The following is a 14,922-nucleotide window of genomic DNA, read 5'->3' as shown; positions in this document are numbered from 1 at the left end:
TACCCTATTGTGTTTACCAAGCACGCAGACACCGGCCAGTTTGTATGCTCGGCGCTAACCGGCTTTAGCGAAGGTGAAAACCTGTTCTGGCAGGAAGGTAGCTGGCAAGCGCTGTATATTCCGGCGCAAATTGAACGCCACCCGTTTTTTGTGGGCCAGGACACAGATGCACAAGGCAACGCGAAGCCGGTGATCTGTTTTGATGACGCGAGCCCGGCCATTGCTGACAAGGACGGCGACGCGTTATTCAATGAAGATGGCACGCCTACGTCGCTGCTGAACGAAAAACAACAGCTATTGGCTCAATTGCTGGACGGCGAACAGCAAACCCAGCAATTTATAGACGCGTTGCTGTCTCACTCACTTATTACCCCCATAAAGCTGGCAGTCACCTTTGCCGATGGCAGCGAGCATACAGTGCAGGGATTGTTTACTATCGACGAAGAAAAGTTATCGCAGTTGAGTGCAGAGGCCATCGCCAGTTTGCATGCCGGGCAATGGTTAGGCGCGATTTACACCCTGATCGCTTCCACTGCGCAAATTTACGCGCTCATTGACCGCAAAAACCAACGCATCGAGCATGGCAATGCCTGGTTTAGCTGAAGCGAATGCACCGATGGGTGCCATTCGGCTGCACTACGTAGGCCAAAGCCGTACGCCGTTATTGGTGGTGGATGATTTTCATCCGGCCCCCGATGCGCTGGTTGACGAAGCTTGCCAGGGGCAACCTTTTCAGAAGCTTAGCGACGATTTTTACCCCGGTGTAAGAAAGCCGCTGCCCGGGCACTACTCAGCTTTTCTGCGTAGTGCCCTGCCGGCGGTACTCTGGTTAGCCGGTGAAAACGACAGCGCGTTTTCGCTGTCGTTTGCCCAGTTTTCCATGGCAACGGCATCGCCCGAGAGCTTGAAACCGATTCAGCGCATTCCTCACATCGACTCCACCGTGAATAACGAGTGGGCGATGGTGCATTACCTGTTTGACAATCCAAAGGATGGCACTGCCTTCTACCGCCACAAAGAAACGGCACTGGAACGGCTGAATACCGCAGAACATACCCGCTATATGCAGATCCTGAAAAATCAGGCCACCACGGTGGGGCTGCCTCCGGCTGAGTACATTCAGGGTTCGACGGCACTGTTTGAGCAAACCGATAAAGTGGATGCAGTTTATAACCGCGCTATCTTCTATCCGGCCAACGTGTTTCATTCGGGGTGTATTCAGGTGGGAAGCGGTCTGAGTGACGACCCTGCCCGCGGGCGACTGACCGCGAATTGCTGTATTACTATTGCTGAATCGTAAAGCTAATAGGTAGCCCGCACGCCAACTACATAACGCGCGCCAGAGTCTTGCACTAGCAACAGCTGATTGTTAAAGCGGCCGTGCTTGTGCACGGTTTCATTAGTCAGGTTGATCCCTTCTGCATACAGGGTAACGCGACCGTTAAGCTGGTATGAGGCGCTGACATCCCACTGCTGATAGGGGTTAACAAAGGTCGGCTCGTTGCTTTGTGACTGCACCAGAGACTGTAAAAATCCGCCCCGCCGATTATATGCTACGCGCCATTGCAGTGGTCCTTTCTCGTAGAACAACACCAGATTGCCTGCCCCAGAGAGGCCGGTTAAGGCGAATTTAGTTTTAACGTCGTCCTTATCGAGTTCGGCGTTACTGCTTACCGCACTGACATTAGCCTGCACACCAAAACCGGAATCGCCAAAGGCGTGCTGCCAGCTTACCTCAACGCCGTCGACCATAGCAGTCTGGCCGTTTACCGGGCTAACAATATCAAATACTGCCGTACTGTCGGCCTCATCCGGCGCATTTGGGTCATCGCCGGTACTGGGATCCGTCACCCCAGGAAAGGGGACATCCTGGTTGGCACTTAAAATAAAGTTATCCACGTATTTACGGAATGCCGCGGCGGCAAGGTAGCTGTCTTTCTGATAATAATACTCTAACGCAATATCGAGGTTACGTGACTCGAACGGCTGCAGTAACGGGTTGCCCACCGAGGCACGTAAATCACCGCCTTGGCGAGTTGTGGTAAAGGTGATCCCCGGCGTCATCTGCGACAAGGTAGGGCGCGTAATACTGTGGGAATACGCGCCGCGCAAGACCCACTTATCGCGATAGGTTGCTTTTACCTGAATACTGGGTAGCCAGTTGGTGTAGGACTGCGAATAATTCACAGGCGCGGCCGCTCCCGTGATTGGCGCCAATTCGGTTTTGTCTAAGATCACTAACGAGTCCAACTGCTCGTTTACCCCGGACACCTCAACATCGGTATGAGCGAGCCGCAAGCCTGTGTGAGCCACCACAAACAACGACGAAAAATCCCATTCGTAAGTGAGATCAGCATATAGTGCGTAGGTTTTCTCGTTAATGACAAACGAGTTATTACGCCTCACAGCACTTAAATCAACGCCTCCCGCTTGCTCCAGAAAAGCAAACAGTTCAGGGCCATTGTGTCTTAACCACTGGTTGGGTATGCCATCATGTCCACTGACTTCATCCAGAAAATCGTCACCGGCGTTAAACAGGCTTTGAAAACTGTCGGGAATATCGGGCGTATCGAAATAACCGCAAAAAGCACAATGGCGTGCATTTAGTTCATTGTCGTAACGGGTGTTTTGCTTGGTTTGATCGGCCACCCGCCAACCAAAATCGAGTTGGGTGAGGCCGCCATTATTCAGCAGGTACCTTCCATCTACCTTCCACTGTTTCACCGTATCACTCACATCCCACCCGCGTTTTAGCATCACATGTGAACGACCATTCGCCGGATCCAGATAATCGCCAACACCGACGACTTCGCCCTCAGCGTTTACCTGTGTAGGGTTTGCAGTCTGGAACCCATAAATAGCCGGTAGCACCACATTGTTGGTGTGATCGAATGTAGACCGGTTCAGATACCCGATAAGCGACAGGGCATTCCCGCTGCCCTGCTTGTCCTGTGACGTAGCTCGCGACATTGAAACGTCGCTGTTCAGCGAGAGAAAATCGGTGACCTGCCAGTCGATGTTTATACCACCCGCATGCAATGTACTATCGCGGTTAAACGTACGCGCATGAAAATCTGTTGCATGGCCTTCCTGCTGGCTGAACTTCACCGCGGTGCCGTTATCATCCAGCTCTACAGCCTCAAGATTACTCGAAGTAAACCAGTGGCCCATGGACGTTGCAGAGGTATTTACGTCAAATCGCGACCCCAGATAATCAGCGGTAATATCGAGGGAATCATTAGGCCGGTATTGCAATACCAGGGTGCCGCCAGTGCGGGAGCGATCGTCAAAGCGCACCCGCTGATCGTAGTTTCTGGGGACGTATAATGTGTCAGTATCGCGGTTCAGCGAAGACGCGGGGACGTTGGTGTTTACCAGCCAGCCGTCTATTTGCGCTTCGTCGATGCGGGCATCGCGCTGATGATGAGTGAGCGACAATAACACCCCAAACTTATGATCCAGAAAGGTATTGCGCATTAACACCGAGCCTTGTGGAGTCCATTGGTCGGCGTTGTCATCGTACTGCATTTCAACGCTACCTGCGGCCCGCATACCACGGTACGACAGCGGTTTGTCGGTAATGATATCAATGGTCGCGCCAATTCCTCCAGACTGCTGCGATGCCTGATTTTGTTTGAAAACAGTGACGTTACTAACCAGCTCCGACGCCAGGGTGTCAAAACTGAATTCACGACCCAGGGTGTCGGTGGCCAGTTGCCGTCCATTAATAAGCACCCGGTTGAATTCGGGGCCGAAGCCTCGCACGGTGACATAACGTCCCTCGCCTTCCGCCCGATCAATGGCAACGCCTGATACCCGCTGAAGTGCTTCAGCCAGATTCTGGTCTGGAAATTTGCCCATTTCCACCGACTGAACGGTTTCCAGCAAATAGTCAGCGTCGCGTTTTATGGCCAGCGATTGTGCGGTTCTTGCTCGCAGCCCACGAACCTCAATGTACTCAACCAGCGCTTGCTGATCTTCCACCGGCACACTGAGTAAATCATCGCGCTTTGCAAACAGGTCTGAAATCCACCTGAACAGTCCGCTGCTCAATTCATCATCGGGCTTCACCGACACTTTTATGCGCCCGGAGTCGGTAACCTCAGCCATGAGGTCGGTGCCCGCCAACAACAGTGTGATTGCCTGTGCAACCGGATAAGTCCCCTTCACACTGTTGGCCATGCTGTGACGCACTTTGTTGTAAGGGAACACAATGGTGAGCTGGGCCTGATTTGCGAAGGCAATTAACGCTTCATCGGCAGGTTGCCGAGCAATATCGAATGAAATGGTTTGCGACTGCTGTGATTGAGGCGTAGTCGTTTGAGCAACGCTATCAGCCGACAGTGCAAGGTACACTGCCGCTGCAACAGGCGCCCAAAACAAGCCTTTCACACGATTCAAGTTAACCACCTGTTTACTGCATTTGGGCACACAATCGCCACATTTAGTTTGATTTTTACCAATTTTAGCTATTCGCACACGAGGCCGGCCTGACGACCAGATTGATGCGGACACAACCCTATAATAAGGCTGGGGTTTGTGTAAAGCAGGAATCACATTTTATTAACAATACCCATTATTCACCCCGATATGCAATTTTATCTATAATGCTATGGGGGAATTCATTTTGTTGGTCGTCCTATAGAGAGTAGTAGCAAAATAATAATGAAGATGTCAGTCGATAACACCATTCACAACGCCTACATGACGGCTCGAAACGGCATTGCAAAAATGCTGTCGAGACTTGTGCCGCCAAAAGAAGTGGACGACATTTTACAGGACACCTACGTACGATTATGTCAGGTGAAAGACACCAGCCATATTCGTGAACCTCGTTCTTTTTTGTATAAAACGGCGCGCAATCTTGCTTATGATCATCTTAAGCGTGCCGATGTCAGGTTAATCGATGATGCGATCGAGGCAATCGACCAGTTAGACAGTCAGCTAGACGAATTCGAAGACGAAACGTTACGCCAGACAGCCAGTCAGCAGGAGTTTGCGCATTTTTGTGACGCCGTTCGCTTGTTACCGCCACAGTGCCGCCGCGCATTTGTGCTGAAAAAAGTGTACGGACACACACAAAAAGCCATCGCATCTGAGTTAGGTATAAGTGAAAAAACAGTGGAAAAGCATATAGCTGAAGGTGTTAAACGCTGCACGTTACACATGCGAAAAGTGAAACAACGCGACGAAGGCGTGACAGGCGTGCGAGGTCAACACAATGGCTGAACAAAATGTAAATAATGTTGTGTCGTTGCACGGCGAAGACCGCATCATCGACGAAGCCAGCCTCTGGCTGGTAAAACTCGACAACGGCCTGTCTCAGCAGGAAGTGACGGCTTTAAAGCTGTGGCTGAAAACACCGGCTCATCAGGATACGTTTCTGGAAGTTGCCGCCTTGTGGGACAAAATGGAAGTACTCAGTAAATTAGCAGAAATAGTGCCGGCGCCGCGTTCACAGCGCAGTGTTATGCGCCCCTTGGCTATTGCTGCATCGTTTCTTTGCGTGGCGTTGCTGGGTTGGTTGGGACTCAGTGCCTGGCAACCGCCATCGCAATCTTTCGCTACCGTGCAATATCAGAACGCACTGAGCACCCAGGTGGGTGAAATGCGCGAGTTGATTTTAAGTGATGGCAGCAAGCTTACCCTTAACACTGATACCCAGGTGGCCGTTACCTACACCGACCGCCAGCGTCTGATTGAACTCAAACGCGGTGAGCTTCACATTGAAGTGGCCAAAGATACCAGCCGACCACTCAGTGTACTTGCTGATGGCCAGATGATTCAGGCGGTGGGTACGGCATTTAACGTTGAATGGGTAAACGATACGCTGGACTTACTGGTAACCGAAGGCCGGGTTCGGGTAGCGCCACAAACACAACCTGTAGAAGCACTTACACAATCGGTGGACGTGCGGTTACCGGCCAGTGCGCTATCTGTTTCGCAGGGGCATTATTCGACTCTGTCAGAGCCCGTTCAAAAAGTACGTCGCATAGACGATGAAGACTTACATGCTCAGGTATCCTGGCAGACAGGCAAATTAATTTTCCGCGGTGAATCTCTGGCCGAAGTGATTCGGGAAGTATCACGATATACGCCGCTGTCTATTGAGTTGGGAGATGCGTCACTAAAAGATATTCAGATTGCCGGCTTGTTTAAAGCCAACGATGTAGAAGGTTTGCTGGCCGCGCTGGCTGAGAACTTCCCATTGCGTTATGACTACACATCCAGCGATACGGTGGTGATTCACTCTCTGTAATGCTTTGTCTGTATTTTATTTTTCAAAGGCTATAAAAAAGGTGAGCACTTGCTCACCTTTTTTGATTCTGTCAGATTTTATTGTGCTGTCATATCGAAAAACAGCGCGTGAAATCCGGCCGTTTCGGACAACTCGACCTGTTCACCAGGCGCGAACGCTACACCATCACCGGCACCAACTGTTTCACCATTCACCAACGCAGTACCTTCAATAACCTGCAACCAGCCAATGCGTGATGACGGTAGTTCGTGTTGCCATGTCGTGTTGTCTAATAGACGTCCCGCATATACATCCGCATCCTGGTACAACGGCAGTGAAGCGGCCCTGCCTTGTTCGCTAAATATCAGGGTCAATTCGTTCGCGGCTTCCGACAGCGCTGGTATGTGTTGCTGTACATAACCAGGCGCAACGTTCTTTTTGTTTGGTACAACCCAAATTTGCAAAAACTCTACGGTATCGCTGTTACTGTGGTTGAATTCACTGTGACGGATACCCGTACCGGCCGTCATTTTCTGCACATCGCCCGGGCGGATGACCGATTCATTGCCTTCACTGTCTTTATGCGCCAAACCACCGCGCAGTACATAGGAAATGATTTCCATGTTGGCGTGCCCATGTTCAGCGAAGCCGCCACCCGGCTGCACGGTATCCTGATTAATGACGCGCAAAGGGCCGTGCCCCATATGGTCGGCGTCATAGTAGTGCCCGAATGAAAAACTGTGTTGTGACTGCAACCAGCCAATGTTGACCTTACCGCGTGCTTCAGCGTGACGAATTTGCATGATAATTCTCCTCAAAGTTGATGAGCTCAGTCTAGCAACCTCACCAAAAGAGACAATACAACCATTAAGAGATACACTGTCGCATATAACACAACAATAAAAGTGCCAGATGGATAAACTCACCGCAATGCGGGCCTTTATGACCGTAGCCGATCAGGGTAGCTTCGCAGCGGCGGCTCGGCAGCTTGGTCTGTCTCGTTCCCAGCTAAATCGCCAGGTGCTGTGGCTTGAAGATCACTTGCAAGTGACCCTATTCAACCGCACTACGCGGCGCGTGTCGTTAACTCACACAGGCCAGGCTTACCTTGAAAACATCGTACCATTGCTGGATAACCTGCACGACACTGAAGCACAGTTGCAACAAGGCCAAACCGGTTTACGTGGCGTAATAAAAGTAAACGCCCCTATGTCTTTTGGGTTGTCTCACCTCACCCCCGCCGTATTGGCATTTATGCAACAATACCCCGATATTCGGGTTCAGCTTGAACTCTCAGACGAAAAACGCGACCCGCTGTCGAATCAGTTTGATGTGACCTTGCGTATTGGCAAACCTGAGTCCAACCCCGCATTAATCGAGCACGATATTACATATACATCCCGCCGTATTGTCGCTTCTCCTGATTTTCTGGCGAAATACGGAGAGCCAACGGAGGTTAGTCAGTTAGCCACACTTCCCTGCTTACAATACGGAAGCCTGTTGCACGGCAATTACTGGGACCTGATGCACCAGCGCACCGCGATGCGGGTTAAAATTAACGGGGTACTGAGTTCCAACAACGGTGACGTCCTCAAACAAGCCGCGTTGCAAGGCAGAGGGTTAGCATTCCTTCCTACCTTCATTGTGGGTGATGCCATTGGTCAGGGGGCGTTAATACCCGTACTGGAAGCTTATCAACCTGAGAAACTGGTCATTTCGTTAATCTATCCGCCTAACCGACATATGGCGTTACGTTTGAGCGTGTTTGTGAAGTTTATGCAGGACGCGTTTGAGGATAATGATTTTATTGTTGGGTGATATCCCCATCCGGGATATTAAGTGCGGGGTTGTTTTTTGATCGCGGCCTTTTTGAGTAGGTCCCGGCTCGGAGGCCGGGATGACGGGGAGAGTTTGTTGTTCCGAATCAAAGCCAGAAGTTCCCGGAACAAGCCCGGGATGACGGGGGAGTGTGTTGTCCCGGAGTCGCGCAGCGATATCCGGGATCTTAAAATCGAAGTGCAGGTGGTTGTTGTTTTTAGATCGCGGCCTTTTTGGGTAGGTCCCGGCTCGAGGCCGGGATGACGGAGTGTTTGTCGTCCCGGAATCGCGCAGCGATATCCGGGATCTTAACATCGAAGTGCAGAGGTTGTTGTTTATAGATCGCGGCCTTTTTGGGTAGGTCCCGGGGCAAGCCAAGGTCCCGGAACGAGTCCGGGATGACGGGGAGTGGGGCGTATCAGCACCGCGATGGCATACCTCCATCGGTCGTCCCGGAGATCCCGGGACAAGCCCGGGATGACATTTATCCCCATCCGTCGTTCCGGAAAATGCGAAGCATTTATCCGGGATCTTGGAAACATCCAGCGGTGGTTGTTTTTAGATCACGGCCTGTTTGAATAGGTCCCGGGGCAAGCCCGGGATGACGGCATTTTATTATTCCGCGGCGTCGGGTGTAACCGCGTTGTGGTAGACGTCCTGAACGTCATCACAGTCGTTCAGCATATCCATGAACTTCTGGAACATGGGCATGTCGTCTTCGCTGATGTCCACATGTGTTTGTGGTACGAAGGTGATTTCTTCTACTTCGAAACTCAGCTCTGGGTAGGCGTCTAATAACGCAGTCTTTACTTTGAAGAACTCAGTGTTAGGTGCGTAAACTGAAATCTTGCCGTCTTCAGATTCAACATCTGTTACATCGACATCGGCTTCCATCAGGACTTCCAGTACCGCGTCTTCGTCTTCACCTTCGAACACAAAAATAGCCTGGTGATCGAACATATGCGACACCGCGCCCGGCGCGCCAATTTTTGCACCAGTCTTTGTGAAACAGTTACGTACGTCAGTGATGGTGCGATTGTTGTTGTCAGTCAGACAGTCAACAATAACCATGCAGTTACCCGGACCAAAGCCTTCGTAACGGGCTGGAACAAAGTCTTCACCTGCGCCGCCGGCAGCTTTATCAATCGCTTTGTCGATAACGTGCCCTGGAACCTGATCTTTCTTCGCTTTGTCCATCAAACGGCGAAGCGACAGGTTGGTGTCTGGATCGGTACCGCCGTTTTTCGCGCAGACGTAAATTTCTTTACCGTATTTAGAATACACCTTGGTTTTGGCGCCGGCGGTTTTTGCCATGGCCGCCTTTCTTACTTCAAATCTTAACAATCTCTACTTTCTGACTTCTGGTGTCGGCGTTCTGTAAAAGGCCCGAGTTTACCGATTTTTAGTGGTTATGGTAAGTGCTCTTTGGCCAAATAATCGTGTGACTGCATTTCCTGCAGACGACTTAAGCAGCGTCTGAACTCGAAGTTTAGCAGGCCTTCAGTGTAAAGGTTCTGCAGAGCGACCTCGGCAGACATGATCAGTTTTACGTGTCGCTCGTAAAATTCGTCGACCATGGCGATAAAGCGACGGGCAACGTCATCATTGTTTTGACCCATCTGCTTTACATTGGCCAGTAGCACAGTGTGATAGCATCGGCTCAACTCAATATAATCAGACTGACTACGCGGGCCTTCACATAGCTCTTTAAAGTCGATCATCAAGACACCATCGGCGTCGCGCACGGTTTGCAGCATGCGGTGATTGACTTCAATTTTTTCGCCCTGAGTACCTTCATCGGGCGCAAGCTGACCAAAGTAATCGTTCAAATTTACCGTAGCCTGTTCATCCAGCGGGTAATGATAAATCTCTGCCTGCTCCAGGGTACGCAAACGGTAATCAATGCCACTGTCGACATTCACCACTTTACACTGGGCGTTAATCAGTGCGATAGCCGGTAAGAATCGAGCGCGTTGCAGCCCGTTTCGATACAGTTCGTCGGGCACTATGTTCGACGTGGCTACCAGCACAATCCCCTGCGCAAACAGCGCTTCCATGAGCGTACCCAAAATCATGGCATCGGTAATATCAGAAACAAAAAACTCGTCGAAACAAATAATGCGCGTTTCGTCGGCCAGTTTTTTCGCCACAATTTTCAGCGGGTCCTGCTTCCCGCCAAGTAACTTCAACTCGTCGTGCACCCGGTGCATAAAGCGGTGAAAGTGCACGCGCATTTTCTTTTCGAACGGCAGGCAGTGGTAAAAGGTGTCAACCAGGTAGGTTTTACCCCGCCCAACGCCACCGTAAAAATAGATGCCTTTGATATTGGAATGCGATGCGGATTTTGCGCCGAAAATGGCCTTCATCTTTGAAGCCAGAGACGACTTGGGCATCCCTTGTAACATTAAGTCGTCGTATAAGCGCTGCAATTCACGTACGGCATTTTCTTGTGCAGGGTCGAACTTAAAATCATCCCGTTCAAGATCTTGTTGGTATTTTTCCCACGGCGTCATCGCCTGTTTTACTCCTCGAGAACCACGAATTAAATCTAAGCGCTTGAAAAGCGTAATTATGCCCCGAATTCAGGCCGAATACCAATTCACCGCCGTTATTTTAAGCAGTCTGTTCAACATCTATGGCTTCCGCGGCGCGCTTGCGTGATAATTGGGGCCGATACATTTTGCCACAAACTGTCTGAGCAAAGTGACGCGGGTCTTGCTATAGTCTGCAATAGCAACAGTGAACGCTGCGCAAGCAGTTACCGGGTCCACCTGATAACACAGGCCCGGTCTTTGAAACAACGGAGAAAAGAATGGAAGTTGTCATTCCCTTAGCAATGCTGGTAATTGGTTTGATTATTGGTTTTTTTGTCGCTCGCTATGTCTTTACCAAAGAAGGCGCAGTGAAAGCCAATGCGGCAGCGGAAAAAGCCATGAAGGAACTGTTGGCGCAACAAGCTCAACATCATTTGTTTCAGGTAAAACAATCCATTGAGGGACTTGAAAAACAATGTTCTGACCTTAAACAGAGTGTAGCGGACTACGAAACCCTGCTGGAGTCTGACAACAGCGACGACACCCCGGCAGTGCCGTTTTTTGGTGAACATACTACCGCTTATTTACGTAACAACATTAAAGGTACAGAAAAATCTAAACAATCTGCGAACAGTGACACCCAACCCCGTGACTTCGCAGGCCAAAGTTCAGGACTGTTTGTCGGCGCAAACGCACCATCTAACGCAGACAAAGAATAACCCCGGGAACTTTTCCAATAGTCACAGAGTCTTTGGGTAGGTAGTTGCAAGAACGCAATGAGACTAGGAGTTATGTGTCTATGAATAAGTCTTTTCGAAAGCTTGTCGTGGTATCGGGTATTGTTGTCAGTACTCTTGGTATGTCGGTATCCACGCAAGCTGCGCTTCCCTTCTTTGGCGATAGTAAAAAAGAAGTCCCCACCCTGGCCCCAATGCTTGAAGAAGCCATGCCTGCGGTTGTGAGTATTGCGGTAGAAGGAACCCAAACCTCACGTCAGCAGGTGCCAGAAATGTTTCGTTACTTTTTTGGCGGGCCGTCTGAACAGGTTCAGGAACGTCCTTTCCGTGGTTTAGGTTCTGGTGTCATTATTGATGCCAAAAAGGGCTATGTGGTCACCAATGCTCACGTTGTCGCTAACGCCGACGAAATTACCGTGAAGCTGACTGATGGCCGTGAGTTCATCGCCAAAAAATTAGGCGCTGACGAGCAAAGCGACATTGCCATTCTTCAAATTGAATCTGATGATCTAACCGCTCTGCCACTGGCAGACTCTGATGAGGTACGCGTGGGTGACTTTGTGGTTGCCATTGGTAACCCTTTTGGCCTGTCTCAAACAGTGACCTCTGGTATTGTCAGCGCATTGGGTCGCTCTGGCCTTAATATAGGCGGTTATGAAGACTTTATTCAAACCGACGCCGCCATTAACCGAGGTAACTCAGGTGGTGCACTGGTTAACCTGCACGGTGAATTGGTAGGCATTAACACCGCTATCTTCGGGCCAAACGGTGGCAACGTAGGTATCGGTTTTGCGATCCCGGCCAACATGATGAAGAGCCTGGTGGATCAAATCGTTGAATACGGTGAAGTGCGTCGTGGCCAGCTCGGCATTATTGGTAGCAATGTCGACCAGGGCCTCGCGGAAGCCATGAACTCCGAGTTCAACAAAGGCGCGTTTGTCAGTGAAGTGCAACCGGACTCAGCAGCAGAGAAAGGCGGCATTCAGGCCGGTGACATCATTATTGCGGTTAATGGCAAAGATCTCACAAGCTTTGCAGAGCTGCGCGCCAAGATAGCCAGCATGGGAGCAGGTGCAGAAGTTGAGCTAACCGTCATTCGCAAGGGTGAGCGCCTGAAGCTGGATGTGGTTCTTGACGACGCTGCTAAAGCAGAGGTGGTGGCTAAACAAATTCACCCGGCCCTTGAAGGTGCAACGCTGGTTAACGGTGAAGACGCCGGCGGTAACCCGGGTGTTGAAGTGAGTAACGTGGAAGAGAATTCTCCAGCCGCGCGTATTGGCTTGCAGGAAGGAGATGTGATCCTGAGTGTAGGTCGCGGTCGTGTGACCAACGTGGCGGAATTCCGCGAGATACTCGATGGTGCCAAGGGCGTTATTGCCCTGAATGTTCGCCGCGGCAATGCGTCACTTTACGTGGTGATCCGCTAACCGGCGCGGGACTCGCCAGATAAAACGACAGGCGGTGAGCTGCTAACGCAGCCACCGCCTTTTTATTTGTGCACAGTATTGGCGTAAAATGCTATCCTAATCACATTGTTATGAAATCCGGGATTTAGTGTTTAACTCCCCTCAACCTGAATTTGAGTCATTGTGTCGAGCAGGCAACTACTAGTTTTTATATTTCGTTCTGTCTTTTTAGGCCTGGTTGTTGCGGCGCTTATTTTGCTGCTGGTACCGGACCTTCGCCGTGGTGCGGGCTTTGGTGACAACTGGTTTTCTTCGAAATCGCCTGCCGCAAGCAGAGAAACTTACTATCCAGCGCTAAGTCGTTCAGCCCCAGCGGTTGTGAATATCTACAGCGTCAGTATTGAAAATAACTATTATCAGCCCCGTCAACGCACCAGCTTGGGCTCTGGTGTGATCATGACAGAATCGGGTTATATCATTACCTGTCACCACGTGATCAAAGACGCCGACAGCATTTTTGTCGCGCTCCAGGATAACCGGGTAGCACAGGCGCAGATTGTAGGCACAGACCAGCTTACCGACCTTGCCGTTTTAAAGGTCAATGAAGACAACCTGCATGTGATACCGCAACTGGAAGAAACCGACCTTCGCGTGGGTGATGTGGTAATGGCCATTGGTAACCCCTACAACCTGGGCCAGACCATTACACAAGGTATTGTAAGTCGCGCCGGACGCACCGGCCTGTCTAACTTTGTCGACTTCATTCAAACCGATGCGGTACTCAACCAGGGCAATTCTGGTGGTGCATTGGTAGACTCCAATGGTTATTTGGTGGGTATCACCAACGCCAATTTCCAGGTACGTGACGAGCGTCGCGGCACCTATATCGTCGACGGCATCAACTTCGCGGTGCCCTATGAACTGGCTAAGCGCGTAATGGAAGACATTATTACCAATGGCAAAGTCACCCGCGGCCAATTAGGCTTCGTAGGCGAAGAGTTACGCGGTCGCCCTGGTATTGAGGTTAAAGCTGTTGCTCAGAACTCCCCCGCCGCCATTGCCGGCCTTCAGCCAGGCGATATCATCATGGCCATCGACGGCATCCGACTGGAAAGCGCATCTAAAACGCTGGACATGATTGCCGAAACCCAGCCAGGCACTGTGCTTGAAATGGAAATCAGCCGTAACGCCCGCACCATTACCATGCAGGTCACCGTCGCCGAGTTGATGGTGCCTCAGTAATAGATTACGCACTTCGATTTTAAGATCCCGGATAAATGTCATCCCGGCCCCCGTGCCGGGATCTCCGGGACGACGAATGGGGATAAATGTCATCCCGGCCCCCGAGCCGGGATCTTCGGGACGACGGATGTCGAATAAATAAAGAGCCCCGTCATCCCGGACTTGTTCCGGGACCTCGACTTGTTCCGGGACCTACTCAAAAAGGCCGAGATTTTAAACGCCAAACACTGCTTAAAGGGTACTAAGATCCCGGATAAATGCTGCGCATTTTCCGGGACGACGGATGGGAATAAATGCTGCGCGTTTTCCGGGACGACGGATGTCGTATAAAAAAGAAACGTCATCCCGGCCCCCGAGCCGGGACCTACTCAAAAAGGCCGTGATTTAAAAACAGCCTCGCTCCTACTCGCTGGCGCGAGTTACGTTGGCGCCTAAACCGCCCAGCTTTTGTTCGATAGCCTCATAGCCACGATCCAGGTGATAGATTCGGCTGATATGGGTTTCGCCGTCGGCAACCAGGCCAGCGATGATCAGACTGGCGGAAGCGCGTAAATCGGTCGCCATGACCGGTGCGCCTTTCAATACAGACTCGCCTTTACTCACTGCACTGTTGGTTTCCAGCTCGATTTCCGCCCCCATGCGTTGCAACTCAGGTACGTGCATAAAGCGGTTTTCAAAGATGGTTTCGGTGATTACACCAGTCCCTTTCGCCACAGCGTTCAGCGCCACAAACTGCGCTTGCATATCGGTTGGGAAACCCGGATGCGGTGCGGTTTTTACCTTCACGGCGGTTAAGGTTTTGCCGCGCATATCCAGCTCAATCCAGTCTTCACCGGTTGTTACAGTAGCGCCGGCTTGTTGCAGCTTAGACAGCACGGCATCCAGTGTTTCTGGCGCGGCTTTTAAACAACGTACATGACCGCCAGTGACAGCGGCAGCAACCAGAT

General features: G+C 51.1%; 13 protein-coding genes. 8 read left to right on the top strand and 5 right to left on the bottom strand.

Annotation, left to right across the window (positions count from 1 at the left end; all coding sequences use genetic code 11):
- The coding region (locus AC4MRN_RS13750; RefSeq protein ID WP_491203587.1) for a SapC family protein at positions 1-603 on the top strand (603 nt) is incomplete at its 5' end.
- Positions 587-1,300 carry a DUF6445 family protein gene (locus tag AC4MRN_RS13745; protein ID WP_490402613.1) on the top strand — a complete coding sequence of 238 codons (714 nt, stop codon included), beginning with the start codon at positions 587-589 and terminating at the stop codon, positions 1,298-1,300. The genes AC4MRN_RS13750 and AC4MRN_RS13745, both read left to right, overlap by 17 nt.
- Before the next feature lie 2 nt (positions 1,301-1,302).
- Here AC4MRN_RS13745 and AC4MRN_RS13740 read toward each other — a convergent pair whose 3' ends face one another.
- On the bottom strand, positions 1,303-4,392 hold the full coding sequence (locus tag AC4MRN_RS13740; protein WP_491203589.1) for a TonB-dependent receptor: 3,090 nt from the start codon (positions 4,390-4,392) through the stop codon (positions 1,303-1,305).
- A 279-nt stretch (positions 4,393-4,671) separates the two neighbouring features.
- Between AC4MRN_RS13740 and AC4MRN_RS13735 the strand changes: the two genes are divergently transcribed.
- Together AC4MRN_RS13735 and AC4MRN_RS13730 are read left to right on the top strand one after the other, a co-directional pair.
- Positions 4,672-5,229, top strand: coding sequence for an RNA polymerase sigma factor (locus AC4MRN_RS13735; RefSeq protein ID WP_491203588.1), 558 nt, complete (start codon positions 4,672-4,674; stop codon positions 5,227-5,229).
- A complete protein-coding gene (locus AC4MRN_RS13730) occupies positions 5,222-6,259 on the top strand; it encodes a FecR family protein (protein ID WP_491203586.1) in 1,038 nt (345 codons plus the stop codon). Before AC4MRN_RS13735 ends, AC4MRN_RS13730 begins: the two co-directional genes overlap by 8 nt.
- Before the next feature lie 77 nt (positions 6,260-6,336).
- On the opposite strand, the gene AC4MRN_RS13725 is transcribed toward AC4MRN_RS13730, so the two are convergent.
- Positions 6,337-7,041 (bottom strand): pirin family protein, encoded by a 705-nt coding sequence (locus AC4MRN_RS13725; protein WP_491203585.1) that lies wholly within the window; start codon positions 7,039-7,041, stop codon positions 6,337-6,339.
- A 109-nt stretch (positions 7,042-7,150) separates the two neighbouring features.
- Between AC4MRN_RS13725 and AC4MRN_RS13720 the strand changes: the two genes are divergently transcribed.
- Positions 7,151-8,056: a LysR family transcriptional regulator gene (locus AC4MRN_RS13720; protein ID WP_370167328.1), complete on the top strand. Its 906-nt coding sequence runs from the start codon at positions 7,151-7,153 to the stop codon at positions 8,054-8,056.
- Between the two features lie 615 nt (positions 8,057-8,671).
- Here AC4MRN_RS13720 and AC4MRN_RS13715 read toward each other — a convergent pair.
- Together AC4MRN_RS13715 and zapE are read right to left on the bottom strand one after the other, a co-directional pair.
- Positions 8,672-9,400, bottom strand: coding sequence for a YebC/PmpR family DNA-binding transcriptional regulator (locus AC4MRN_RS13715; protein ID WP_491203584.1), 729 nt, complete (start codon positions 9,398-9,400; stop codon positions 8,672-8,674).
- A 65-nt stretch (positions 9,401-9,465) separates the two neighbouring features.
- On the bottom strand, positions 9,466-10,569 hold the full coding sequence (gene zapE / locus AC4MRN_RS13710) for a cell division protein ZapE (RefSeq protein ID WP_491203583.1): 1,104 nt from the start codon (positions 10,567-10,569) through the stop codon (positions 9,466-9,468).
- Between the two features lie 299 nt (positions 10,570-10,868).
- Here zapE and AC4MRN_RS13705 point away from each other — a divergent pair, with 299 nt between their 5' ends.
- The 3 genes from AC4MRN_RS13705 to AC4MRN_RS13695 all read left to right on the top strand — a co-directional run bounded on the left by AC4MRN_RS13705 (position 10,869) and on the right by AC4MRN_RS13695 (position 13,975).
- Positions 10,869-11,309: a ZapG family protein gene (locus AC4MRN_RS13705; protein ID WP_073320200.1), complete on the top strand. Its 441-nt coding sequence runs from the start codon at positions 10,869-10,871 to the stop codon at positions 11,307-11,309.
- 80 nt (positions 11,310-11,389) lie between these two features.
- Positions 11,390-12,754, top strand: coding sequence for a DegQ family serine endoprotease (locus tag AC4MRN_RS13700; protein WP_073320203.1), 1,365 nt, complete (start codon positions 11,390-11,392; stop codon positions 12,752-12,754).
- Positions 12,755-12,916: 162 nt separating this feature from the next.
- Positions 12,917-13,975: a trypsin-like peptidase domain-containing protein gene (locus AC4MRN_RS13695; protein WP_073320206.1), complete on the top strand. Its 1,059-nt coding sequence runs from the start codon at positions 12,917-12,919 to the stop codon at positions 13,973-13,975.
- Positions 13,976-14,377: 402 nt separating this feature from the next.
- Here AC4MRN_RS13695 and AC4MRN_RS13690 read toward each other — a convergent pair.
- Positions 14,378-14,922: carboxyvinyltransferase (locus AC4MRN_RS13690; protein WP_491203582.1), on the bottom strand; the 545-nt coding region annotated here is incomplete at its 5' end.

Source organism: Marisediminitalea sp., assembly GCF_984433645.1.
Note: the sequence above shows the minus strand (reverse complement) of the source record. Positions and strands in the feature narration are given on the sequence as shown.

What these genes read in the sequence shown, in the direction of transcription:
- AC4MRN_RS13735 (WP_491203588.1), top strand. Translation starts at nt 4,672, where the DNA reads ATGTCAGTCGATAACACCATTCACAACGCCTACATGACGGCTCGAAAC.
- AC4MRN_RS13725 (WP_491203585.1), bottom strand. Translation starts at nt 7,041, where the DNA reads ATGCAAATTCGTCACGCTGAAGCACGCGGTAAGGTCAACATTGGCTGG.
- AC4MRN_RS13730 (WP_491203586.1), top strand. Translation starts at nt 5,222, where the DNA reads ATGGCTGAACAAAATGTAAATAATGTTGTGTCGTTGCACGGCGAAGAC.
- AC4MRN_RS13705 (WP_073320200.1), top strand. Translation starts at nt 10,869, where the DNA reads ATGGAAGTTGTCATTCCCTTAGCAATGCTGGTAATTGGTTTGATTATT.
- AC4MRN_RS13700 (WP_073320203.1), top strand. Translation starts at nt 11,390, where the DNA reads ATGAATAAGTCTTTTCGAAAGCTTGTCGTGGTATCGGGTATTGTTGTC.
- AC4MRN_RS13720 (WP_370167328.1), top strand. Translation starts at nt 7,151, where the DNA reads ATGGATAAACTCACCGCAATGCGGGCCTTTATGACCGTAGCCGATCAG.
- AC4MRN_RS13745 (WP_490402613.1), top strand. Translation starts at nt 587, where the DNA reads ATGCCTGGTTTAGCTGAAGCGAATGCACCGATGGGTGCCATTCGGCTG.
- zapE (WP_491203583.1), bottom strand. Translation starts at nt 10,569, where the DNA reads ATGACGCCGTGGGAAAAATACCAACAAGATCTTGAACGGGATGATTTT.